Here is a 24,722-nt window from a genome sequence, read left to right as displayed (position 1 = left end):
AGAAATCATGTTAAAGAAAATTATAAAAAGACCCGTACTGGCAACGGTTATCTCCGTATTGCTTGTTATTTTGGGGATCGTCGGGATGGTAAGCCTTCCGATTACAAAATTTCCGGACATTGCGCCACCTACCGTTATGGTAACAGCGGCCTATCCGGGAGCCAATGCTGAAACCATTGCAAGGTCCGTAGCACCACCATTGGAAAATGCCATCAATGGAGTGGAAAATATGGATTATATTACTTCCACAGCGAGTAATGACGGTACGTTGAGTATTACGGTTATTTTCAAATTGGGAACAGATCCCGATCAGGCAGCCATTAACGTTCAGAACAGAGTAGCGCAGGTGACCAATCAGCTTCCTGCAGAGGTAATTCAGGCTGGAATCACTACGGTGAAAAGACAGAACAGTATGATTGCCATGGTCTCTCTGACCAGTAAAGATGGTACGATGAGTGATCTTTTCCTTGAAAACTATGCGAAAATCAATATCGTTCCGGAACTGAAAAGGGTAAAAGGGGTAGGAGATGCCATGGTATACGGAAATAAAGATTATTCCATGCGTATCTGGCTGGATCCGAATAAACTGACCTCATACAATCTTACCCCTTCCGATGTTTCACGTGCCATTCAAACTCAAAACCTGGAAGCAGCACCCGGAAGATTAGGGGAAAGAAGTAAAGAGGTGATGGAATATGTGCTTCGCTACAAAGGAAAATTTACAGAGCCTGAGCAATATGAAAATATTACCATCAAAGCGTTGAATGATGGTTCTGTTTTAAAATTAAAAGATATTGCCAAAGTAGAATTCGGAGCGTACAGCTATACGGTTTCTTCGAATTATAACAAAAAAGCATCTGTAACGATGGCGATTTTCCAGATGGCAGGATCCAATGCCAATGAAGTACAGATTGCGCTTCAGGAAAGAATGAAGGAACTGGAAAAATCCTTCCCTGCAGGAATGGATTATGAAATTCCTTATGCTACAAAAGATGCCCTGGATCAATCCATAGAACAGGTGATTCATACCCTGATAGAGGCGTTTATTCTCGTTTTCATTGTGGTGTATATTTTCCTTCAGGATTTCCGTTCTACTTTAATTCCGGCGATTGCAGTTCCTGTATCGATTGTAGGAACATTCTTCTTTATGAAGATTTTCGGATTCTCTATCAATATTCTGACCTTGTTCGCATTAGTGTTGGCGATTGGTATCGTGGTGGATGATGCGATTGTAGTGGTAGAGGCGGTTCATGCTAAAATGGAACATAAAAAGCTCAATCCAAGAGCGGCTACGATGTCTGCCATGAGTGAGATCACAGGAGCTATTGTTTCGATTACGTTGATTATGTCTGCCGTATTCGTTCCGGTAGCTTTTATGAGTGGTTCTACGGGACTGTTCTACCAGCAGTTTGCACTTACACTGGCGATTGCGATTGTAATCTCAGCAATTAACGCATTGACGTTGAGTCCTGCTTTATGTGCTTTATTCTTAAAACAACACCATCCGGGAACGCATGAGAAAATGAATTTCAAAGACCGCTTCTTTGCAGGTTTCAATGCAAGCTTCAATAAACTGACTTTCCGTTATGGAAAAGCGGTATTATTCCTTTTAAAAAGAAAATGGGTGGCTTTGGTTATTATTGTAGCCTTCGGAGGATTGTTTGCATGGATGTCGATGACAACACCTAAAGGATTTATTCCGGATGAAGACCAGAGTTTCATTATTGTAACTGCCAATCTTGCTCCCGGAGCTTCAAAGGACAGAACCTCTAAAGTTGTTTCCGATACGGAAGATCTTTTAATGAAAAATCCGGCAGTAGATAAAGTGATTTCGGTAGATGGGCTGAACTTATTCAGTGGTTCCATGTCTTCATCGGCAGCTTCTATTTTCGTTAAATTAAAAAAAGGAGGCGAGAGAGGTGCTGTTAATAATATCAATGACATCATCGGACAAACCCAGGGAATGCTTTCACAGGACAAAAGAGCCAATTTCCTTGTGATCAATACGCCAACGGTAGACGGTTTCGGTAATACCAGTGGAATGGAGCTTGTGCTTCAGGACCGTACCAACGGAGAACTTCAGAATTTAGGAAATATCTCCTATGGAATGATGGGTGCTTTAATGCAGAGACCGGAAGTAGCAGTGGCATTTACCACGTTTGATGTTACCTATCCACAGTTTGAAGTGCTTGTAGATGAAGTGAAATCTGCTCAGTTGGGAGTAAATGTTTCTGATGTTTTAGGCGTATTGCAGGGATATTATGGAAGTATTCAGGCTTCTGATTTCAACAGATTCGGGAAATATTACAGAGTATTGGTTCAGTCTACACCGGAAACAAGACAGGATAAAGAATCCCTGAACGGAATTTTCGTTAAAAATAATCTAGGCCAGATGGTTCCTGTCAATACATTGGTAAGCCTGAAACAGGTAACAGGAGCTGAGGTAGTAGATCGTTTTAACTTATTTAATTCTTCCAATTTAACCGTGATGGCAGCTCCGGGATACAGTACCGGACAGGCTATGGCAGCTATTGAAGAAGTAAGCAAGCAGGTACTTCCTCCGGGATATACTTACGATTATAAAGGAATGAGCCGTGAAGAAGCAGGTTCAAGCTCGCAATCTGTCATGATCTTCGGATTATGTATTGTATTTGTATTCTTCCTTTTATCTGCGCAGTATGAAAGTTATATTCTTCCGCTTGCAGTATTGATTGCGATTCCGGTAGGACTTTCAGGAGTATTTGTAGGAATTACGTTTGCGGAACTTTCCAATAATATTTATGTACAGATTGCTTTGGTAATGCTGATCGGATTGCTGGCGAAAAATGGTATCCTGATCGTAGAATTTGCGATTCAGAGACGTAGAGCCGGGAAAAGCCTTATCGCATCTGCAGTAGAAGGAGCAAAAGCCCGTTTACGACCTATTTTAATGACTTCCCTTGCATTTATCACCGGGTTGATTCCATTGTTGTTCGTGGTAGGTCCTTCAGCGATGGGGAACCATTCCATCGGGTATTCAGCCATTTCAGGGATGCTTTTCGGAACCATCTTAGGGATTTTTGTAGTTCCTGTTCTTTTTGTGGTATTCCAGGCATTGCATGAAAGAATCAACGGAAGGGTAGTAACCGATGCAGATTGGGAATATTAATTCAAATGATTTTAAAAATGAAAATTAAAAATATAGCATATATCGCATTTATTTCGGGAACGGCAATCTCCTGTAAAGTTCAGAAATATGAACAGCCTGAAATAAAAATGCCGGAAGCTTTCAGAGCAGACAGTATTGTGGTGGATTCTCAGGAGAATATTGCTAAAATAAGCTACAAAGACTTCTTCAAAGATCCTGTTCTGGTAGGGTTAATTGATAAAGCAATGGTGCAGAATAATGATCTTCAGGTGGCTTTAAAGCAGATAGAATTTGCATCACTGGCATATAATCAGAGCAAATGGGGCAATATCCCGACGGTAAGTGCTTCTGCCAATGCCAATATCAACCGTCCTTCAGACAACAGTATGAACGGAATGATGGCCGGACAGTTTATGGGGAAAAGGTATATGGAAGATTATACAACTTCTCTGAGCTTTTCATGGGAAGCCGATATCTGGGGTAAAATCAAAGGCAGAAAAGAACAGGCTTTGGTAGAATACCTTAAAACACAGGAAGCGGCAAAAGCGGTAAAAACACAGGTTGTATCTGCGGTTGTACAAGGATATTATAATTTATTAATGCTGGATACTCAGCTGGAAATTACAAAATCCAACCTGGCGTATGCGGATAATACTTTGAAGTTTCTGACCAAACAGCAGGAACTTGGTTTGACAACAGCCTTGGCGGTACAGCAGCAGGAAATTGTAAAAGATCAGATTCTGAAATCGATTCCAGCGATTGAAAGCTCTGTGACAACCCAGGAAAATGCTTTGAGCCTGTTAACGGGTTCTATGCCGGGAAAAATTGAAAGAAGTGCAAGCCTGAACAACGTACAGTCTCCGGATCATTTTGCTGCAGGAGTTCCTTCTGAATTATTAAGCTACAGACCGGATATTAAAACGGCAGAATTTGAAGTCAGAAAAAGTGCAGCAGCCATTCATGTGGCAAAAATGAGCATGTATCCTTCATTGAATATTACCGCGCAGGGCGGAGTGAATGCCTTCCAGATCAGCAAATGGTTCAGCGTTCCCGGATCACTTTTCGGAATGGTGGCAGGAGCTGTCGCGCAACCAATTTTGAATGGAAAACAGTTGAAAACCCAATATGAACAGTCTAAAGTGTTGGCTGATCAGGCGGAAATCAACTTTAAGCAGTCTGTTTTAAAAGCGGTAGGCGAAGTTTCTGATGCATTGGTACAGATTCAAAAGCTGGAAGAACAGCAGAAGATTGCAGAAGGGCTGGTCGTGAAATCTGGTGAAGCAGTGAAGAAAGCGGATTTATTATTTAAATATAATTCAGCAACGTATGTAGAAGTGATTATCGCCCAAACGAATAAACTTCAGGCAGAACTGGAACTGGCTTCTCTGAAAACCCAGCGCTTGAATGCTATTACAGCACTGTACCGCTCTGTAGGAGGCGGATGGCAATAAAGTAAAATTGAATCTGTTTCGTCTCTAATGACGAAGCAGGTTTTTAATCCATTATCATTATGAAGACAAATATACAAGAGGGGATCATTCTTATTCCGGATTTCAGCGGATTTACCGAATTTGTGTTCAATACAAAATTGTACACAGGGGAGTATATTGTGAGACAATTATTGTCTACACTGATTGATGTGAACGATCAGTATTTTGAAATTTCCGAGATTGAGGGCGATGCTATTTTATTTTACCGTTATGATGAAAATCCGTCTTACCACAGTATTTCAAAAATGCTCTGGAAAATGAGAAGTGCTTTCAACAGGAAGATAGAGGAGTTGAGTAAGAATTTGAGCACCCAAATTGATCTGGCTCTTAAATTTATTGTTCATTACGGATCTTTTTCACAATACAATATTGGAAACTTCAGAAAATTATATGGAAAAACGATTGTGGAAGCCCATCAGCTTTTGAAAAACGGAGTAGCAGAACAGCCTTCCTATGCGCTTTTCAGTAATTCTTTTCTGGAAAGCAGCAAAAATAAAGAGTCAGATTTTAATCAAGACCTGCTTCGTTTGCCGGAACTAGGTGTTATCCATTATTTTGAAAATGTAAACTAGCATATATTTTTTAATATCATTCCTTGTAAATTTGCTATTGCTAGCGGCCCGGGTGAGATCCGGGCTTTTTTTTGTGGGCTATCTTTATATAAAACCGATTTATATAAAGTGGAAGTTAAATATGCATTATGGATTTAAACTTTTTTAAGTTAAATTTAAATTGTGCGTAAAATGCTTTTTTAAGAATATTTAATATGAAAGTGATTTATATTGTGTGTTTTTATTGAATAATGTGTAGTGTTTTTAAATTTATGTTTAAGTTTAGTGCTTATATAGTGTTGGTAATTAAGTATTTATTTTAATTTTTTTTCTTTTTTGATGTAACGAAATTGTGAATATAGTGGTCTTATAGAAAAACTATAATTTCACATGAAAACAATTTTATTTCCCATAGCAATATTAACCGGCTCGCTAGCAATGGCTCAGCAGACTCCGGCTCCCGCAGCCAGCGATACTGTGAAAGGAAATGCAAAAGAAATAGAAGCGGTTACTCTGGTTGCCAGAAAGCCGACGGTAGAATCTAAAGTAGACAGAACTGTATTTAATGTAGCCAACAGTGCAATTCTGGCAGGAAATACAACATGGGATGTTCTGAGAATGACGCCTCTGGTAAGTATAGATAACAATGATGAGGTAAAAGCCGAAGGACAATTGGTTACCGTATACATCAATGACAGGAAATCTGTTTTTACAGGGAAAGAATTAAAGGAATATCTTAAAACAATTCCGGCTGATAACCTGATGAAAATTGAAGTGATTACCAGCCCTTCTTCCCGTTATGAAACTTCAGGATCTGTGATCAATATCGTCCTTAAAAAAAGAGATGATGAAGGATTAAAAGGAAGCATCTCTCTCAACAACAGACAGAGCACCAAAAACTCACAATACACGAATTTTAACCTGAATTACCATAAGAAAAAATTTACCCAGACCTTTATAGGAGGCTATAATAGCGGAAATTATGTTCAGAAAACCCAAACCTGGGATAACCGTTATGAAAAGAACAAGCTTACCCGGTTCAACCTGGAAAACTTAATGAGAAATGAAAGTCCTTCACTTTCTTCCACTTCAGAATTTGAAATCAATGATAAAAATAATTTCGGACTTGTCCTGGAATACTCACAGGACAGGAATCTGCTTTCTGCAACATCTGATGGGATGACTTCAAAAGATGGAGATCCGGGAGAATCTTTCCGTCAAACTCAAAACAACTGGGGATTTGGCCGTAATCTGGGGTCTAATGCTTTCTATAAATACTATGATAAGGAAAAGAACAGAATTTTAGATATTAATCTGGGAACCAATTACTCCGGTGATAACAATGATAATCTGATTGATAAATTAATTGATAAACAGGGGGTTGAGAGGACTCAGCAGCTTGGGGTTATCAGCTCCAACCAGATGCGTAATTATTACCTGAAAGTAGATTATACACAGCCTTTTGGTAAAACAGGCGGTACTATGGAAGTGGGTGGAAAAACAGAACTGAACAATCATGTCATTTCCAACAGCCTTTATGGATTCAGTATGAATAATCCTACCCCGGAATTTGCCAATCTATCCAAAAATGACAGGTTTCATTATGAAGATCATCTGAGCTCTTTATATGCCAATTACAGCAAAACATTTTTCGGAAAACTGGAAACCAGAATCGGAATTCGCTATGAATATATTGATTATAAAGTAAGACAAGAGGTAGCAGGCACGGAGAGAAAAGATTCTTATGGCACTTTCCTTCCCAATTTATTGCTGAAATATAACTTTTCAGAGAAATTTGACTTAAGTCTTACGTATAACCGAAGCATCTGGAGACCCTGGTATTCTGAGTTTAATCCTTTCTTGATGCCGGAAATTAACGGAACGTATTCCCGTGGGAACCTTTACCTGAATCCCAATCCTAATGACCGGCTTTATATGAAATTAGGAATTCTGAAAAAATACTTTATCTCTGCAAGGTATATGCACACCAATCAGGATTACTGGACAACGTATGTTACGGAAAACGGAAGAACAGTGTCATTGCCAGGAAACTTTGATGGAAAGGTTGAAAAATATTACCTTTTTGCCAATACCAATCAAAACTTCCTGAAAAATAAACTGAATGTGAATGCCGGATTTGGATGGTACTACATTAATAATAAAGATTTCAACGAGAAGAATAAATTGGGAGCGAAGGACTATATCAGCTACTGGGGAGCTTCAGCGAATATATCCTATACTAATCTGTTTAATAAAAACATTAATATAAGCGCGTGGATGGAATTGGCCAATCAGAATAACGGTAACTCATACGCCAACAATACCAATGTTTTTCATAATATTTCAGTGACTAAAATATTCCCGAAAACCCAGATGGAGCTGAGTATGCAGCTGATGAATATCTTTAAAAGACCTTATGGCGATAACACCACTTACAGTGCGGACGGAACTTTCAGAGAGTACTCAAAATGGGACTGGTATGGTGTTTCCCTTACTTTCGTAAAACGTTTCGGAAACCAGAAGGTAAAAGAAAATACAAAAACCGACGTAGAGAAAAACGGCGGCGGCGGAAAATAATTCAGGATTTGTTAGATAAAATGAAGGCAGGTTTCCAATTTGATGTATCTTTTTTGTATATTTCAATGCCAATTTAAATATATAATCTTTTTTAACCTAAATTATTATCCAGCTAAACCAATCTCTTTTGTTACCTAAAAGCAAAAAAGAATTATATTTGCAAGTACTAATTCATACATGAGTCTGCACAAATTTTGATTTTGCCAGTTGTTATAAATTATTTCTAATTTATAATTATATAATTGGTTAGTTTTGAGTTGAAAAATTCAAAACTGAATGGTAGTATAAGCTATTTTTTACAGATTACTTTTACTATATTTTTACTATTTTTATTTCTATTTTTATTTCTATTTTAATTTTTATAATATACAAAGAAAATAAAGCAGACTCATTTTTGAATATTTTAATTTATGGAATTAAATTCTAACGATAAAAGATATATCCAAGCTACTTTTTTTAAAATGAAAAATAAAGCTGACTTATTATATCTAATAAACTTTTGTAAAAAAAAGATTTATGGAGAAGATGCTTATGATATATCTATGGTACAATTTAATTATCATATAGTTCCTTCCTATAATAATTACCGTTATATTACTTTTAAGGTTAAAAAAAAATCTGGAGGTGATAGAACTATTTTCTCTCCTAATAATGGTTTGAAAGTTATACAAAAGTGTCTAAATTTGATTTTTCAAATAATTTATAATTTACCATCAAAATCTACTACTGGGTTTGTACCTGGTCGCAGTATTGTAGATAATGCTAAAGTACACATAAATAGGAATTATGTTTTTAATGTTGATTTAAAAGATTTTTTTAATTCTATTGATCAGGCTAGAATTTGGGGAAGGCTTCAAATTCAACCGTTTTATTTTTCAAAAAAAGAAAAGAGATTAGAATTAGCAAATATAATAGCTTCTTTATGTTGTCATCCCATTGAAGTAGAGAGATTTGTTGATGGTTGTTGGATTAAACAAATTAAAAATGTTCTTCCTCAAGGTGCTCCAACTTCTCCAATAATTAGCAATATAGTCTGTGAAAGGTTGGATTTTTATCTTAATGCTGTAGCAAGAAGATTTAATTTAAAATATACCAGATATGTTGATGATATTACTTTTAGTTCAGATCATAATGTGTATCAGTCAGATGGTGAATTTAGGAAAGAATTGGTGAGGATAATAACAAAGGAAGGATTTTATTTTAATACAAATAAAACCCGATTACAGAAACGATATTTTAGGCAAGAAGTTACAGGAGTAATTGTAAATGAAAAAGTAAATGCCAACAAGCGCTTTACAAAAAGATTGAAAAAATGGATATATCTATGGGAAAACTACGGTTATAGAAAAGCTAGTTTATTTTTTATATCTGAATATAAAGATGATAAGATTAATCTCACTTCGATTCCTGCATTAGAAGATGTTATAAGAGGTAAGATTAACTATTTAAAAATGCTAAAAGGAGATAAAGACTCATTATATTTAACTTTAAAGTCAAGATTTGATAAATTGTTAAACGGACCTATCAATCACGAAAGTCAAATTATAAAAATAATTAAACCACCTATTCCGATAATTCATACTCCTAAAGAATTAGTTTCAATCCTAAAAAAATTTTCATCAAATAATACTGCATTAAAATATTCGACCCATACTTGGGATGGAGGAAAAGATAATGAAGTATTTGATAGTATTGATGATTTTTTAATTAAAGCAGAAATGGAGTATAAATTGATAAGTTATGAATTGAGTATATTGAGCAAATGGTTGCATGCTAAGATTTGGACTTTTTTATTTTCAACTGACTTTTCTAAAAAGGGATGGGGAATGTTTAATGTTAGGTTTGGTTGGAGTTCAATAGAGTTAAGAGACTTTTTAAATGCGAATCCATACAATAGACCTGAAAACTACATATTACCAGAAAAGTATCAACAAGGTATCAAAAGATATGGTAGAAACTTTATTATTAATAATTTTAAAAATGTCATAGATTTATTTAAGAATGAAATTGAAATTAGAGATGAAAATTCTATATTAGAAGATATAATTATATCATTGCACAAAACACATTTGAATGGTTTTAATATTGATAAACTTGAAAACTTAAGTAATAAAAATTTTTATACTGATGTAGACTATTTATACAAGGCCTTAGAGCTTGTATTTCATAACATTCAAAAAAGGCCGCAGTACCCAAAGGTTGGATATTATGGTTATGATTTTGAAGATTATTTTTGTTTAGAGATAATTCATTATGAATCAAATGCTAAAGGAAAATCTTTTAAAGATTCAAAATTCAAACTTAAAGAAGGTGATTTTGGTACAATATCAGTTTATTTAAGAAATTTATGTGATTGGAGTATAGAATCAGGTTTTTTAGAAGGTGATTATAGAATTAATTTTTTGGCTTCAGAAAGTATCATGCCATATGAAAAAATAGATTTTTCAGAAGGTTTTAAATATATATTTAAGTTTTATAAATAATGGATAAAGATATATTATTAATAGAAGATAGAGTCAATAGAAAGGAGCTGTATATTAAATTTGATCTTACTGAATATAAAGTTGTTGATTTTGTTACAGGTGATAAACTTACTAATATATTAGAGGATATTAATAAAAAGAATTTTTCCAAATTAGAAGGATATAAATGTCTTATTTTTCATGCTTCTGCTCTTTCAATAGTTCAAAAATCAGAAGTGAAAGACTTCTGTAAAAGGAATAAAAAGAGTTTGGTTTTTTTTTCAGGAGGAATTAGTACCTCTTATTATAATGATAATTTTTATCCCTTTTTAAATATAAATTCTAAAGATTTCTATTCTAATAATTTAAAAACATTTCTAGATAATTATATTGTTGACTTTGAAATTAATCTATTAATCTTACAATATGGTGATAGATGGTTGATAAACTTATTACTTAATTTAAGAAATAACTTAGTTAAAATTCAAGAAGAAAATAACACCGTTTTAGTTAGCGAACTTAAAATTAATAAATATACTTTTAAGCAAATTGATATAACTTGGCTAAATAATAACGGCAAATTTATAAATGAATCAGAAATGAAAGAATTGAAAAACAAGATTGATTTGTTAATATTTGAATCTATATAATCAGATGAATAAACTTCTAATTCATAGTCAGAATACAGCACTAAGTGATGAAAATTATTTTAATGTTTCGGAACAAATTCTTTTGTTTGAAAGTAATAATGAAATAGACGATGTTGATAGATATATCCATCACACATTATTTAGAGAAGAGGTAGTAAAGAAAATACTAAATGCAGATATAATTTTTATAAAGCTAGGTCTTAGTGATAATTATTTAGAATATTATGGCTTAAGAATAGCTTATCATATCAGGTTAACAAAGGTTTTGAAAGATAAATCTTTACTTCCAATCATTTTTATTGGTGAAGAATCAATTCAATTTATAGGACTTACGGCTGAGATGCCAGAAATTCTTTTTACAGGAGGAGTATATTTAATGAATGATACTAAAAAAGATTTCGAAAGAATGATTAAACGATTTGAATCAAACCAAATTAAGCCACTTAACAGTATTGAATCATTTATTGAAAAGATAAAGGTATTACCTCCTGCAAATTATTTGTCAAATCACTCTATAGATAATGAATGGAGTATTTTAAATTGGGCAAAAATGTTAAACTTATCTAACGACACTGGAATTATTAAGATAGCAGATAATATAGAAGTCATGCTATATTATAAATACTTAATGAAAAAGAATAAACTTGTGGGAACTTATAGCAGTGAAGGTGTGCAAACATATAGAATTTCAAAATTAGATAGTAAAATTTTATACATAGACGATGACTGGAATAAAGGTTGGAAAGTAATATTAACTGAAATTCTAAGAGGAGGTAATAGTTCTAATTTTCAAACTTTAGAATTGGAGTATAAAACTTTAGATTATACTTCAATCGAAAATAATTTTAAAAAGAAATTAGAAATATTTGATCCAGATATAGTTATTTTAGACTTAAGATTACATGATAAAGATTTTATTGAAAATTTAAATATTGAAGAATTTTCGGGTTTGAAATTCTTGAAATTTATTAAGAATAAAAATCCTGGAATTCAAGTCGCTATTTTTAGTTCAACGAATAAAATAAAAAACTTAATAGGATTACAAAATAAAGGTGCTGACAGTTTTTTATTTAAATCATCCACTGATAATAATTATGATAAGGTAATTTTAAACTTCAAGAATTCTATTGAATTTTTACAAGAAAAAGTATTTATAAAAAAAATGATTGAAATTTGTTATCATATTGACGAATTATTAAAAAAGGCAAATGAGAATGATTTTGAACAGTATGATTATGATGAATTTATACTTGACCTTCAAGCAAAAAATAAAATAAATATTTTTAATCTGTCTAAGATTAATTTAGAAATAAAGAATACTATTAATATTACCTTTCTGTGCTTTTTTAATTTTTTAGAAAGTTTTAAAAATTATTTTTTTAAAAAGAATACTTCTTTGGTAGGATATGATGAGTTAGCATTTATTTGTTATTCGGAAGATAAGAAAGGGCAAATTTTTAAAAACTCAATAATAGAATATTCTTGGACATCCTGTACAGCTTTTCTATATATAGAATATTTTGAATTATTAAGTATGAATGATTCTTTTATCCAGTCCTTGTTTCATTTAAATAGGAGAAGAAATGATTTTATTCATAAGAAAATAACGAACTTTTCAAAAGATGAACTTATAAAAATTGTGGATTTATCTGAATTGATCTGCACTAATTTAAAGAATTAATAATTACAACAAATACCTGGATAGACAGGTATTTGTTGTAATTATTAAAAGTTATTTAAGGTTAAACTTCACTTTAGTTTTAATAGCATCGGAAGAATTCCCGATCAGTGCTTCAAAGTCTCCCGGTTCAGCTACCCAATCGTGTTTTTGAGTATCAAAATAACTTAGAGCTGTTTTATCAATCGTGAAAGTCACTTCTTTTTGTTCTCCCGGATTCAGATATACTTTTTCAAAACCTTTCAGCTCTTTTGCTGGGCGTGGAACTGATGATTTTAAATCACTGATATAAAGCTGGGCCACTTCAGCACCTGCCTTTTTACCTGTATTTTTAACGGTTACTGTAAATGTAATTTTACCATCCTGTGAAATAGTAGTCTGGTCTGCTTTTGCTTTTCCGAATTCAAAAGTGGTATAACTCAATCCATGTCCAAAACTGAAAAGAGGTTTTATATTCTTCGTGTCATGCCAACGATACCCTACAAAAATGCCTTCATTGTAAGTAATATTGATAGGATTTTTCTGATCTTTTCCTTTTCCTGCAGCCAACTCATCCTTTTGTCCTGGATATTCTCCCAGCTGATGGGCGGAATTGTCTTCAAGTTTTACAGGGAAAGTAAACGGAAGCTTTCCTGATGGGTTGGCGTCTCCGGCTAAAATAGCAGCAATAGAATTTCCGGCTTCAGAACCCAGATACCAGGCTTGTACAACCGTTGGAACTTCTTTGATCCAAGGCATTGCTACAGCATTTCCGGAAACTAAAACAACGGCAAGGTTTTTATTCGCTTTAGCAAGAGCAGAAATCACGTGATCCTGATTGTATGGGAGTCCGTAGCTTTTCCTATCATTTCCTTCGCTGTCCTGGAAGTCTGCTTTATTCAGTCCGCCTACAAAAATGACATAATCTGATTTTTTAGCTAATTCTACAGCTTCGTTCAGTAGTTCTGCTTCAGAACGGGTATCTTTTAAATCCTGTCCGGATTTTACGCCATTGTATTCACCTCCGATATCGCCTACATAACCTCTTGCATACTGTACATCAGCTTGTTTTCCAAATCTGGTTTTGATTCCGTCCAGGGGAAGTGTTTCATATTTTACTTTTAATGAAGAAGAACCACCGCCAACAGTCATTATTTTGATGGCATTTTCTCCGATAACCGCTATTTTTTTAGCCTTATTAACATCAATAGGAAGAACATTTCCCTGATTTTTTAATAGAACAATTCCTTCTTCTCCGATTTCTTTAGCAACCGCTTTATGCTCTTCAGAAGCAATATTTCCGAAAGGCTTGTTGCGGTTCATCGTGGTTTTATAAGCAAGACGAAGTAATCTTGTTACTTTGTCATCCAGTTCTTTGGTGCCTACTTTTCCTGCTTTAATCAAATCAAGATAAGGCTTTGCCAGATAGTAATTGTCATAGGCATTTTTAGTACCTGCGGAAAGTCCGTTGGTCCATGATCCGAATTCAAGATCAAGTCCGTTATGGATAGCCTGTTCAGTATTGTTGACAGCTCCCCAGTCGGATACCACTACGCCTTTATAATTCCATTCTTTCTTTAAAATATCATTTAAAAGATATTGATTCTGGCTGGCATACTGGCCTTTGTACATATCATAAGCACCCATGATCGTCCATGAATCACCTTCTGTCACAGCTGCTTTGAAAGGAGGCAGATAAATCTCATACAACGCTCTGTCATCTACATTGACATTGCTGGTATGACGGAACATTTCCTGGTTATTCAGGGCAAAATGTTTTACAGAAGTGGCTACTCCGTTAGATTGTACTCCTTTAATATAAGGAACTACCATCTTTGAAGTCAGATAAGGATCTTCGCCCATGTATTCAAAATTTCTTCCGTTCAGTGGAGTTCTGTAAATATTAACTCCAGGCCCCAGAAGAATATCTTTTTTTCTGTAGCGGGCTTCTTCACCCAACGCTTTCCCATAGTTCCATGACATTTTTTTGTTCCAGGTTGCGGATAAAGCAGTCAGGGCAGGGTAGGCGATAATAGAGTCGTTGGTCCATCCGGCCTGATCCCATTCGTCCCACATTACCTCAGGACGAACCCCGTGAGGGCCATCTGTCGTCCAGAATTCAGGAATTCCTAACCTCGGAACACCCGGAGAACTGAATTTGGACTGTGCATGAAGCATGGCCACTTTTTCTTCCAGTGTCATTCTTGATAATGCATCCTGAATACGTTGTTCTACAGGTTTTGATTCATCTAAATAAGCGGGGATAGTACTACTTGTCTGAGCCATATAAGAAGCAGAAATAAAGGTGAGTAAACTTATAATGACGGTTTTCTTTAACATAATGCCTTTCTGTTTGATTAAAAACAAAAATAGACAAAATTTTTATTATCTCAAATTGAGAAAATAAAAAAATGGCAAATAAAAAACCGTCTACCCATTTGCAGACAGTTTATTATTAAATATTTTTAATTATTACGAGAAAAAATGAAGAGAAGTTGATGGGGAAACATATAAGTGAAAAGGCTAAAAGCGAAATTGCAAAATGATAAAAGACGAATGGAGCTACTCTCGTATACTTTCATTCAACACCTCGAATCTTACGCTCCTAACACAGTGTCTGACAATGCGGACGTATAGATATAGCGTGTAGTTTGTCCATTCCGAAGGAATCTCACTCAAACCCTCTTACTCTCCAATCCTCCAACTAGCATCCCGAAACTCGTATCCCGAATCCACTCTCAAACCCTCAAACTCTCCCACACTAAAACCCTCTCACTCATCAATCCCATCCTTTCACAGCACCTCCTTTGAAAATTTCTTTGGCTTTCTTTTCCACTTCTGGAGACTGATAGGCTTTTACAAAGTTTTTTACTTTCTGGCTGTTTTTATTATCAGGTCTGGCAACGACTACATTCACATAAGGTGAGTCTTTATCTTCCACGAGAATACCTTGTTTTTCCTGATCCAACCCTGCCTGTGCTGCAAAGTTATTATTGATAATACCCACAACAACATCTCTGTCTTCCAAAACTCTTGGGATCTGAGCCCCTTCAATTTCCATGATTTTCAGCTGTTTCGGGTTTTCTGTAATATCCGTTACTTTGGGCAGAAGTCCGACACCGTCTTTCAATTTCAAAAGACCACTTTTTTGCAGAAGAAGTAAAGAACGTCCTCCGTTGGTAGGATCATTGGGTATAACAATCGTATTGCCTTCCTGTAATTGGTTGATATTCGTAATCTTTTTGGAGTAGGCAACAATAGGATAAACAAATGTATTTCCTACAGGCACAAGGTTATATCCTCTCTGTTTTGATTGCTCTGTTAAATAAGGGATATGCTGAAAGGCATTGGCATCAATATCTCCGTTGGTCAATGCTTCATTGGGAACTACGTAGTCATTGAAAGGGATCAATTCCACTTCCAGATTGTATTTGTCTTTAGCTACTTTTTTGGCCACTTCGGCAATTTCTTGTTCCGGACCATATGTAATTCCTACGCGGATAAAGTTCGGGTCATCTTTTCTTCCCGAGCAGGCACTGAATAATAATATTCCTGCAGCCAATACACCAAAAATCTTTATTTTTTTCATTCTATTTTTTATTTAATTACTATTGAAGCAAAAGAGTAAAAAATGATCTTATCCATTCCCATATCCCGAAACTCGCACCCCGAATCTCAAACTCTCAAACACTCCCACTCTCAAACCCTCCAACTCAAAACTATCTGTGATCAAACTTTTTTGACAATCTGTCGCCCATAAACTGGATGATGAAAACCAAAAGAACAAGCAGAATCAAAACGGTGTTCATAATAACAATATCATATCCGATATATCCGTATTGGTAACCTACCTGTCCAAGTCCGCCAGCTCCTACAGCACCACCCATTGCAGAGTAACCTACTAAGGTAATCAAAGTGATAGTCGCATTATTGATTAATGAAGGAAGTGCTTCAGGAAGTAAAACTTTTCTGATAATCTGTAATGGAGAAGCGCCCAAAGCTCTGGCTGTTTCTATAAGACCATGAGGAACTTCAATAAGACTGTTCTCTACAAGTCTTGCAATAAAAGGGGCAGCTCCCACACTTAGAGGAACCAAAGCGGCATTCACTCCAATAGAAGTGCCTGCCAGAATTCTGGTGAAAGGAATCATCCATACAATCAGAATAATGAAAGGAATGGCACGGAAAATATTAACCAAAATAGATAATCCTCTATGGTAGGCTGCATTTTCCAGCAGTTGTCCTTTTCTGGTTAAAAATAACATGATTCCTACCGGAAGTCCAAGTACAAATCCAAAAAATCCGGATAAAAATGTCATGTAAACTGTTTCCCAGGTTCCTTTTGCCAAAAGGGCAATTACCGTATCACTAAGCATATCCTTTTACTGTATTTTGAATTTTATTTTGGTTGAAATAATAGATCGCCTGTTGGTTTTCTTCGGCTTCACCCTGAAGCTGCAAAAGTAGTTTACCAAAATTGGAATTTCCAAAATATTCTACATCTGCCTTTAACAATTTATAAGGGATTTTATATTGGCTGTATAGTGTTGAAAGAATCTGTTCAACACTGATATTTTCATTAAGTTCTATTTCGACCAGCGGAAATAAACCTTCTTTGGGTTCTTTCTGCAGTCTGCTGCTGAGTTCCTGTGGCAGGGTCATTTTGTCAGAATTGATGAACTGGCGGATGATCGGGTTTTCTTTATCCGAAATAATCTCGCTTAACGTTCCTTTTGTTAATAATTTTCCTTTATCGATCACGGCAACGTGGTTGCAGACCGATTTGATGACTTCCATTTCGTGGGTAATTAAAAGGATGGTAATTCCCAGTCTCTGATTGATATCTCTTAAAAGCTGCAGAATAGATTGCGTTGTTGCCGGATCCAGTGCGCTTGTTGCTTCATCACAAAGGAGAAGGTGAGGATCATTGGCCAGAGCCCTTGCAATGGCGACTCTCTGTTTCTGTCCTCCGGAAAGACTTTTGGGATAATCATTGGCTTTATCTTCAAGTCCTACAATCTTCAGGAGCTCGTTTACTTTTCTGTTGATTTCGTCCTTGCTGGTATGATCCAGTTCCAATGGAAGCGCTACATTATCAAAAACAGTTCTTGAAGAAAGAAGATTGAAATGCTGGAAGATCATTCCGATTTTTTTACGTTCCTCAGCCAGTTGTTTGGAGCTAAGTTTGGTGAAATCTTTTCCATTAATAATGATCTGTCCTTCATCCGGTCTTTCCAACAGATTAACGGTACGGATCAGAGTACTTTTTCCTGCACCTGAAAAACCGATAATTCCTACGATATCTCCTTTATCTATATTAAGACTCACCTTATCCAGTGCTTTGAAAGACTGTTTTTTCTGATGAAATGTTTTTGATATGTTTCTGATTTCTATCATTCTGATTTTATATACTTTTTAAATAGGCTGATATCTTCTGCCTGTTCTGTTTAAAAATCTCCTTACTCTTCTGATTTTGACCTTGGCCCTTTTTGAAAGTCTGAAATACTTGGTGACATTGGTTAGAAGTACTCCCAGCAATATGATGAACAAACCATACAGCTGACCTCCATTGATGCTTTGGTTGGCAACAATCCAGCCTGCAATCACTGTTACAATAGGGTTGATGTAGGTATGGGTGCTTACCAAAGCAGCGGGTTTTACGGACAGAAGCCAAATGTACGACAAATAAGCGACTATCGATCCAAAGAAGATCAAAAATAGAACCCCAAACCATGCCGATAACGGGACAGCAGAAACTGAAAAATCAGTCCATTCTTTTCTGAAAAAAGCGATGAGAAAAGAAGCTAATCCCGCTATGATAAGTTGTTGGGCAATATTCATAAAGGTAGATTGGGATGCCGGATTTTTCTTTGAATATAAAGAACCCAATACCCAGGCGATGGAGCTTAGTCCTAATACCACAAACGCAGTAATACGCAGGTTTCCATCTGCCAATGCATGAGCATTAGAATTTACGCTGCCTTTTAAAAACATAATCAATCCAGCAAAACCAATCACCAATCCTATCGGAATAAATTTATCCGAAAAATAATATTTCCAGTTCTTCTTATCGATAGCAATGAACCAGAATGGTCCTGTTGCAATAGAAATAGCCGCTTCAGAAGCGGTTACATATTGTTCTCCCCAGGCTACAAGCCCGGTTCCTCCTGTAAGAATAAGAATACCGGTTATGGCATTTTTCTTCCAGTTGATCAGAGAATTTGCTTTTTCTCCCTTAGAAAGAAGATAGCCTATCATCAGAATTCCGGCAACCAGAAATCTTAACCCCGAAAGAATGAATGGCGGAAAACCTTTTAAGCCAAATGAAATAGCTAAAAACGTAATTCCCCATATCACATAGATGTTTGTAAAAGCCAATGGAATTAACCATTTGTTTTTAGAATTGCTCATTTTTATTTTTTTAATGTTGTTGTGTTCAATGAAAAAAGGCTCTACCACGTGGTAAAGCCTTTGAAAATATATCTAAATAAAAGTAAGGTCAACCACAGTATTCTTGATGTATAGGCATACACATATCCTTCATCATATTTTTGATGGTATGTTTCTTCATTGAATTATATTTTAATTCTGCCTTCATTTTGTCTTATTTCCTGAATACGTTTGCAAATATATAATATAATTTTTATTAGTCCACTAAAAAAGTAGGCTTTTTAAATATTAAATTATCGTTAATGAATTAATTAGTTTTATTTCAGTGTTTTATGTATTTTTATTTTTTTCTTATTTAAAACTGTTTATCAATATTTTATGCTTTTAAATTCAAATGCTATAGAAATTGACTGGTAATTGGGGTTGTGGAAAACGTAAAATAAATTGGATTTTTTGAGAATTGTGTAAAGTTGGTTGTGGACTGTTTAAAAAATGATTTAAAATATGTTTCCGGAAACGGAGTTTTGCATTTATTAAACTAGTTAAATGCACAGGATTTCTGTTCACTGTAATTTAGCATCAAAATTAAAAGACATGGACAATAGAATTTTAGGTCTGCATCATATTACTGCTATTGCAGACAACGCGAAAAGAAATTTAGATTTTTATACCAAAGTTTTAGGCGTAAGACTGGTAAAGAAAACCGTAAATTTTGACGATCCGGGAACGTATCACTTCTATTTCGGAAATGAAAACGGAACTCCGGGAACCATTCTTACATTCTTTCCGTGGGAAGGAATAGGAAAAGGTACCAATGGAAGCGGAATGGCGACTCATATCGGATATTCTGTACCCAAAGGAAGCCTTGACTTCTGGAAAAATCATTTACAAAACCTTAATGTAACTACAGAAGAAGGCGAAATTTTTGGAGAAAAGATGATTTCTTTCAATGATCCGGATGGACTTCAGTTACAGCTGATAGAACCATTAGTTGAAGACAACAGAAAAGTATGGACAACAGATGATATTAAAGATGAAAATGCATTAAGAGGCTTTCATAATGTTACTTTAACCTTAAAAAAAGCAGACCCTACCATTAAAGTGCTGACCGATATTTTAGGGTATGATTTGCAGAAACAGGAGGGAGAAAGATACAGATTGGCAACTGATGCCATTGATACGGCTAATATTGTTGATATTATTGAAAATGATACCATTCCGGCAGGTAGAAATGCAGCGGGAACCAATCACCACATTGCATTCAGAGTAAAAGATGATAATGTGTTGATGGAATATCGTGAGAAAGCCTTATCCGCAGGACTAAGCATCACTCCAAAAATCAACAGAGATTATTTCTACTCACTGTATTTCCGTGAACCTGGGGGTGTTTTGTTTGAAATAGCAACCGATAATCCGGGATTCACTGTAGATGAGCCTTTGGAAGAGTTGGGAACCCACCTTAAACTTCCTGTTCAATACGAAGGAATGCGTGAGAAAATACAAGGAGTATTGCCGAACTTATCATAGATCATCGGTCATATTTTATAAAGATGCTAATTTTGAATAAAGATTTAAACATCCGGAATATAGACTTATTTTAGGTAATTGTAACAGGACGCTTAATCGGATCAACTTGTTGATTCCATTCTTAAGTCAACTTAAAATATGAAGGATTATTATTAAATCTTTGCGTTAAAAAACACGATTTAATACCAAAAAAATAAAAAATGGAAAGAACAGAAATAGTTTTAGAAGGAAGAAAAGGAGAGATTCAGCTTTTCTCAGATGATCATAAAGCAGGTAAAATGGATATATCAGTGATTGGAAAAAAACTGACTGTTTACCATACCGAAGTAAACCCGGAATATGAAGGAAAAGGGTTTGCCAAAATTTTACTGGAGAGACTGGTTTCCTACGCAAGAGAAAATGATTTGAAAATTCTGCCGCTATGTCCCTATGTTCACGCACAGTTCAAACGTCACCCGGAAGAATATAATGATGTGTGGTTGAAGGAAGAGCTGTAGGGAGTTTGAGAGTCGGGATGCGGGTTTTCGAGATTCGAGATTCGGGTTTTTGAGATTCGAGTTTGAGAGTCTGAAGGGAAGAGGGTTTGAGAATCTTGAGCTAAAAAACAGAAGATGAATAAAGTTATTCTCGAACTTATCAACTCGAACCCCGAAATCTCGAAATCTCGCATGTTATCATAATAACCAATTAACAATTTTATCACAATGAAACTTATCACAGGACTGCATCACGTAACGGCAATTACCGGCAATGCACAGGAAAATATAGACTTTTATACCGGAGTTTTGGGACTTCGTTTAGTCAAAAAAACGGTCAATTTTGATTATTCAGATGTTTATCATTTTTACTTCGGTGACGAATATGGAACACCGGGAACAATAATGACTACTTTTCCTTATGGTAAAGATCTGATCAATGGCAGACATGGTAAAGGAATGCTCAATACAACAGCTTTTTCAGTTTCTATCGATGCCCTGGATTATTGGATGAACCGTCTGGAACAATTCAATATTCCCTTCAAGCAGCCGCAGCAAAGGTTCTCTGATGAAGTTTTCATTTATCTTGAAGATTTTGACGGATTGGGATTGGAATTGGTTTTTAATGATAAAGACGAAAGAAAAGGATATTACAACGGCTATATTCCAAAAGATTATGCGATCAAAGGGATTCATCATGTAGAAATCTGGCAGGATGCTTATGAAAGAACAGTAGCACTTCTGACCACTCAGATGGATCATAAAGTGATCAAAGAAAGCCCTGACCGATTGAGATTGGGAACAGAAAATATGCCGGGGAAATATGTAGATTTGCTTTCTACCCCAAATGCCTTGAAAGGATTAGCAGGAAGAGGAACAGTTCACCACGTAGCTTTTGCCACTCCCGATGCAGAATCCCAGTTGGAAATGGTAAAACGATTAAATGCATACGGATTGGAGCATACAGAAGTGAAAGACAGAAAATATTTTACTTCCGTATATTTTAAAGAACCGGGAGGCGTTTTGTTTGAAATTGCTACTTCGGGCCCAGGGTTCGATGTAGATGAAGAAGCCGCATTTTTAGGAGAAGATCTGCAATTACCGCTACAGTTTGAAAAAAGAAGAGAACGTTTGAAAGAAGTTCTTCCTAAAATCGATTATCCAACAGAAAAATTCAGATAGAAATAATGAGTCATATTTTAAATATAAAAACAGCAGGAATACCCTTAAATCAGGCAGAAAAAGCTTTAATAATGATTCATGGACGCGGAGGAAGTGCTCAGGATATTCTGAGTTTGTCCCAGCATTTAAATGTAAAAGATTATGCACTGCTGGCTCCACAGGCTTTGAATCACACCTGGTATCCTTTTTCATTTATAGCTCCCGTAGAACAAAATGAACCGTGGTTATCATCTGCTATTGAAATGGTTGAAGAAACTGTAAAAGCAGCTGTTAATGCAGGAATTAAACCTGAAAACATTTACTTCTTCGGATTTTCCCAGGGAGCCTGTCTTACCCTTGAATTTTTAGCCCGAAACGCTCAGAAGTTCGGTGGAGCAGCAGCCATTATTGGTGGTGTGATTGGAGATAAAATCAACCGTGAAAATTATAATGGCGATTTTGCAGGAACTCCGGTTTTCCTGGGAACCAGCAATCCTGATTTTCATGTTCCGGTAGAAAGAGTATATGCTACAGCCAATATTTTAAGAGAAATGAATGCAGAGGTAACTGAAAAAGTATATGCCAATTTCGGACATTCTATTAACGAGGAAGAAATTGAAATTGCTAATTCAGTTATATTTAAATAAGTATTTTAACTTTGAATGTATTTATAATTTTTAATGATCTTTTAGGTGTTTAAGTGAAGTGGGGATTCATACGGAATGACAAAGTATGCGCATAATCTATCCATACAGATTGTCACTCCGTAGGAGTCTCAATAAATAAACATTCAATAGCGGCAGGCTTTAGCCCGCCTTTAAAAAAATAAATTTACCACTGGCTTTAGCCCAAACATAAATGATCAGAACCTGAAATCTAACTTCAAAAAACATGCACGAACAATTACTTTTAATATTAGGACTTTTATTACTCGTTATGCTGCTGGTCATGCTGGCACAGCGGATCAAAATAGCCTATCCTATCTTTCTGGTACTTGCCGGATTGGGGATCAGCCTTATTCCCGGAGTCCCTGTTTTAAAGCTGGATCCGGAGATTATATTTCTGATTTTCTTACCACCTCTTTTATACGAAGCAGCCTGGTACACTTCATGGAATGACTTCTGGAAATGGAAGCGTCCCATCAGTCTCTTGGCTTTCGGGTTGGTATTTCTGACTTCTTTAGTAGTTGCCTACACTTCACAAATGTTGATTCCGGGATTTACACTGGCATTAGGATTCTTATTGGGAGGAATTGTTTCGCCGCCGGATGCTGTAGCTGCCACAACAGTTTTAAAAGGATTAAAAGTTCCCAAACGTACGATTGCCATATTGGAAGGAGAAAGTTTGATTAATGATGCTTCTTCACTGATTGTTTTCAGATTTGCTTTGGCCGCTGTAATGACAGGTGCTTTCTCAATGCATGAAGCGACTGGACAGTTTTTTCTGGTAGCAGGTATGGGTGTTGTCGTAGGGATTGCAGGAGCTCATATTTTTTATGCTATTCACCGTTTTTTACCCACTACACCCGCTATTGATGCAGCACTTACGGTAATGACGCCATATATTTTATTTCTTTCTGCGGAACATTTTCATTTTTCTGGAGTGATGGCTGTCGTGAGCGGAGGGTTGTTTATGTCTTTCCGTGCTCATGAGATTTTCAAAACCGGAACTACCAGAATCAATATGACAGGAGTCTGGAACACCCTGATTTTTGTGATGAATGCTTTGGTTTTTGTATTGATTGGTCTTGAACTTCCGGATATAATCAATGGATTAGGGGACATTTCAGTAATGGAAGGTATTAAATATGGTTTGATTATAAGCCTGATCGTCATTGTGGTACGTCTTTTATGGATCTATCCAGTGGCTCATCTTCCAAGATGGTTTAGTGAAAAGGCCCGCCGTGATCCGAGTCCGGGATGGAAAAATCCTTTAATCATAGGTTGGGCAGGAATGAGAGGAGTGGTTTCCCTGGCAACAGCCTTGTCTATTCCGGTGATGATGAATTCACAAGCTGAGTTTCCGATGAGAAATCTGATTATTTTTATAACATTTGTGGTTATTTTTGTAACCTTGGTGTTTCAGGGACTTACCCTGCCTTTGATCATTAAATTAACCAAAATAGGAGAGATTGATCATATTTTGCCTTCTCACGAACAGCAGGCCGGAATTCAGATGAGACTGGATAAACTTGCCGTTCATAAACTTGATAATGAATACAATGAAGCGGTGAACAGCAATGGTCTGCTGGAGAACCTTAAAAAGGCGCTGGAAAGTGATATCAAACTTCACCAGAATCATCTCAATTCTATTGAAATGTGTACCAACAGACGAAATGATATGGCAGAATATCATAAAGTAATGCTGGATATATTTGCCTTACAGCGAAAAGAACTGTTTAAAATGAAACGTGAAAAACTTTTCAGTGATGATGAAATCCGAAAAGCAGAATCACAACTGGATTTAAACGAATTGAAAATTACAGGGAATAAGCATTTGTAGGAAGGTTCGGGATGCGTGATACGGGTTTGAGGGTAAGAGAGTTTGAGAGTGGGGTGTGAGGTTTCGACTTTCGGATACGAGTGGGTGAGTTTGAGGATGGGTGCGTTTGAAATTGTAAGAGTGTAAATTGCTACGGAATGGACAAACTAAGC

Annotated in this window: 17 protein-coding genes; 12 read left to right on the top strand and 5 right to left on the bottom strand. The window is 35.8% G+C overall.

The window, feature by feature from the left end; all coding sequences use genetic code 11:
- Positions 1-7 precede the first annotated feature (7 nt).
- From DDF69_RS21060 to DDF69_RS21030, 7 genes are all read left to right on the top strand, one after another.
- Positions 8-3,148, top strand: coding sequence for an efflux RND transporter permease subunit (locus DDF69_RS21060; RefSeq protein ID WP_114822515.1), 3,141 nt, complete (start codon positions 8-10; stop codon positions 3,146-3,148).
- 17 nt (positions 3,149-3,165) lie between these two features.
- Complete coding sequence (locus DDF69_RS21055; protein WP_228412070.1) at positions 3,166-4,578, top strand: efflux transporter outer membrane subunit; 1,413 nt, start codon at positions 3,166-3,168, stop codon at positions 4,576-4,578.
- 59 nt (positions 4,579-4,637) lie between these two features.
- Positions 4,638-5,189: a DUF2652 domain-containing protein gene (locus DDF69_RS21050; RefSeq protein ID WP_114822513.1), complete on the top strand. Its 552-nt coding sequence runs from the start codon at positions 4,638-4,640 to the stop codon at positions 5,187-5,189.
- 369 nt (positions 5,190-5,558) lie between these two features.
- Positions 5,559-7,745: an outer membrane beta-barrel protein gene (locus tag DDF69_RS21045; protein WP_114822512.1), complete on the top strand. Its 2,187-nt coding sequence runs from the start codon at positions 5,559-5,561 to the stop codon at positions 7,743-7,745.
- A 410-nt stretch (positions 7,746-8,155) separates the two neighbouring features.
- The gene (locus DDF69_RS21040; RefSeq protein ID WP_114822511.1) at positions 8,156-10,228 is read left to right on the top strand and encodes a reverse transcriptase family protein; all 2,073 of its coding nucleotides are present in this window, start codon (positions 8,156-8,158) and stop codon (positions 10,226-10,228) included.
- The gene (locus tag DDF69_RS21035) at positions 10,228-10,857 is read left to right on the top strand and encodes a hypothetical protein (protein WP_114822510.1); all 630 of its coding nucleotides are present in this window, start codon (positions 10,228-10,230) and stop codon (positions 10,855-10,857) included. The genes DDF69_RS21040 and DDF69_RS21035 overlap by 1 nt, the downstream gene beginning before the upstream one ends.
- A 4-nt stretch (positions 10,858-10,861) precedes the next feature.
- Positions 10,862-12,538, top strand: coding sequence for a response regulator (locus DDF69_RS21030; RefSeq protein WP_114822509.1), 1,677 nt, complete (start codon positions 10,862-10,864; stop codon positions 12,536-12,538).
- Positions 12,539-12,589: 51 nt separating this feature from the next.
- On the opposite strand, the gene DDF69_RS21025 is transcribed toward DDF69_RS21030, so the two are convergent.
- The 5 genes from DDF69_RS21025 to DDF69_RS21005 all read right to left on the bottom strand — a co-directional run bounded on the left by DDF69_RS21025 (position 12,590) and on the right by DDF69_RS21005 (position 18,925).
- Positions 12,590-14,854, bottom strand: a complete 2,265-nt coding sequence (locus tag DDF69_RS21025) for a glycoside hydrolase family 3 C-terminal domain-containing protein (RefSeq protein ID WP_114822508.1) — start codon at positions 14,852-14,854, stop codon at positions 12,590-12,592.
- A 439-nt stretch (positions 14,855-15,293) separates the two neighbouring features.
- The gene (gene metQ, locus DDF69_RS21020) at positions 15,294-16,103 is read right to left on the bottom strand and encodes a methionine ABC transporter substrate-binding lipoprotein MetQ (protein WP_114822507.1); all 810 of its coding nucleotides are present in this window, start codon (positions 16,101-16,103) and stop codon (positions 15,294-15,296) included.
- Positions 16,104-16,233: 130 nt separating this feature from the next.
- Positions 16,234-16,890, bottom strand: a complete 657-nt coding sequence (gene metI / locus DDF69_RS21015; RefSeq protein ID WP_114822506.1) for a methionine ABC transporter permease MetI — start codon at positions 16,888-16,890, stop codon at positions 16,234-16,236.
- Positions 16,883-17,911 (bottom strand): methionine ABC transporter ATP-binding protein, encoded by a 1,029-nt coding sequence (locus tag DDF69_RS21010; RefSeq protein WP_114822505.1) that lies wholly within the window; start codon positions 17,909-17,911, stop codon positions 16,883-16,885. The genes metI and DDF69_RS21010 overlap by 8 nt, the downstream gene beginning before the upstream one ends.
- 18 nt (positions 17,912-17,929) lie before the next feature.
- Complete coding sequence (locus DDF69_RS21005) at positions 17,930-18,925, bottom strand: EamA family transporter (RefSeq protein ID WP_162800980.1); 996 nt, start codon at positions 18,923-18,925, stop codon at positions 17,930-17,932.
- A gap of 573 nt (positions 18,926-19,498) precedes the next feature.
- Between DDF69_RS21005 and DDF69_RS21000 the strand changes: the two genes are divergently transcribed.
- From DDF69_RS21000 to DDF69_RS20980, 5 genes are all read left to right on the top strand, one after another.
- Positions 19,499-20,431: a ring-cleaving dioxygenase gene (locus tag DDF69_RS21000; RefSeq protein WP_114822521.1), complete on the top strand. Its 933-nt coding sequence runs from the start codon at positions 19,499-19,501 to the stop codon at positions 20,429-20,431.
- A gap of 200 nt (positions 20,432-20,631) precedes the next feature.
- Positions 20,632-20,928: a GNAT family N-acetyltransferase gene (locus tag DDF69_RS20995; protein ID WP_047433770.1), complete on the top strand. Its 297-nt coding sequence runs from the start codon at positions 20,632-20,634 to the stop codon at positions 20,926-20,928.
- A gap of 207 nt (positions 20,929-21,135) precedes the next feature.
- The gene (locus tag DDF69_RS20990; protein WP_114822503.1) at positions 21,136-22,089 is read left to right on the top strand and encodes a VOC family protein; all 954 of its coding nucleotides are present in this window, start codon (positions 21,136-21,138) and stop codon (positions 22,087-22,089) included.
- 5 nt (positions 22,090-22,094) lie between these two features.
- Positions 22,095-22,715 (top strand): alpha/beta hydrolase, encoded by a 621-nt coding sequence (locus tag DDF69_RS20985; protein WP_114822502.1) that lies wholly within the window; start codon positions 22,095-22,097, stop codon positions 22,713-22,715.
- A gap of 244 nt (positions 22,716-22,959) precedes the next feature.
- Complete coding sequence (locus tag DDF69_RS20980) at positions 22,960-24,570, top strand: Na+/H+ antiporter (protein WP_114822501.1); 1,611 nt, start codon at positions 22,960-22,962, stop codon at positions 24,568-24,570.
- The last annotated feature ends 152 nt before the right edge of the window (positions 24,571-24,722 follow it).

Origin of the sequence: Chryseobacterium sp. KLBC 52, assembly GCF_003347605.1 — a bacterium.
GTDB lineage: Bacteria > Bacteroidota > Bacteroidia > Flavobacteriales > Weeksellaceae > Chryseobacterium.
This window is presented reverse-complemented; position numbering and strand designations above follow the sequence as displayed.

Bases quoted from the DNA above. Each gene is read 5' to 3' on its own strand.
- DDF69_RS21045 (WP_114822512.1), top strand. From the start codon at position 5,559: ATGAAAACAATTTTATTTCCCATAGCAATATTAACCGGCTCGCTAGCA.
- metI (WP_114822506.1), bottom strand. From the start codon at position 16,890: ATGCTTAGTGATACGGTAATTGCCCTTTTGGCAAAAGGAACCTGGGAA.
- DDF69_RS20990 (WP_114822503.1), top strand. From the start codon at position 21,136: ATGAAACTTATCACAGGACTGCATCACGTAACGGCAATTACCGGCAAT.
- DDF69_RS21025 (WP_114822508.1), bottom strand. From the start codon at position 14,854: ATGTTAAAGAAAACCGTCATTATAAGTTTACTCACCTTTATTTCTGCT.
- DDF69_RS21055 (WP_228412070.1), top strand. From the start codon at position 3,166: ATGAAAATTAAAAATATAGCATATATCGCATTTATTTCGGGAACGGCA.
- DDF69_RS21010 (WP_114822505.1), bottom strand. From the start codon at position 17,911: ATGATAGAAATCAGAAACATATCAAAAACATTTCATCAGAAAAAACAG.
- metQ (WP_114822507.1), bottom strand. From the start codon at position 16,103: ATGAAAAAAATAAAGATTTTTGGTGTATTGGCTGCAGGAATATTATTA.
- DDF69_RS21005 (WP_162800980.1), bottom strand. From the start codon at position 18,925: ATGAGCAATTCTAAAAACAAATGGTTAATTCCATTGGCTTTTACAAAC.
- DDF69_RS21050 (WP_114822513.1), top strand. From the start codon at position 4,638: ATGAAGACAAATATACAAGAGGGGATCATTCTTATTCCGGATTTCAGC.
- DDF69_RS21040 (WP_114822511.1), top strand. From the start codon at position 8,156: ATGGAATTAAATTCTAACGATAAAAGATATATCCAAGCTACTTTTTTT.
- DDF69_RS20985 (WP_114822502.1), top strand. From the start codon at position 22,095: ATGAGTCATATTTTAAATATAAAAACAGCAGGAATACCCTTAAATCAG.
- DDF69_RS21035 (WP_114822510.1), top strand. From the start codon at position 10,228: ATGGATAAAGATATATTATTAATAGAAGATAGAGTCAATAGAAAGGAG.
- DDF69_RS21000 (WP_114822521.1), top strand. From the start codon at position 19,499: ATGGACAATAGAATTTTAGGTCTGCATCATATTACTGCTATTGCAGAC.
- DDF69_RS20980 (WP_114822501.1), top strand. From the start codon at position 22,960: ATGCACGAACAATTACTTTTAATATTAGGACTTTTATTACTCGTTATG.
- DDF69_RS21030 (WP_114822509.1), top strand. From the start codon at position 10,862: ATGAATAAACTTCTAATTCATAGTCAGAATACAGCACTAAGTGATGAA.
- DDF69_RS21060 (WP_114822515.1), top strand. From the start codon at position 8: ATGTTAAAGAAAATTATAAAAAGACCCGTACTGGCAACGGTTATCTCC.
- DDF69_RS20995 (WP_047433770.1), top strand. From the start codon at position 20,632: ATGGAAAGAACAGAAATAGTTTTAGAAGGAAGAAAAGGAGAGATTCAG.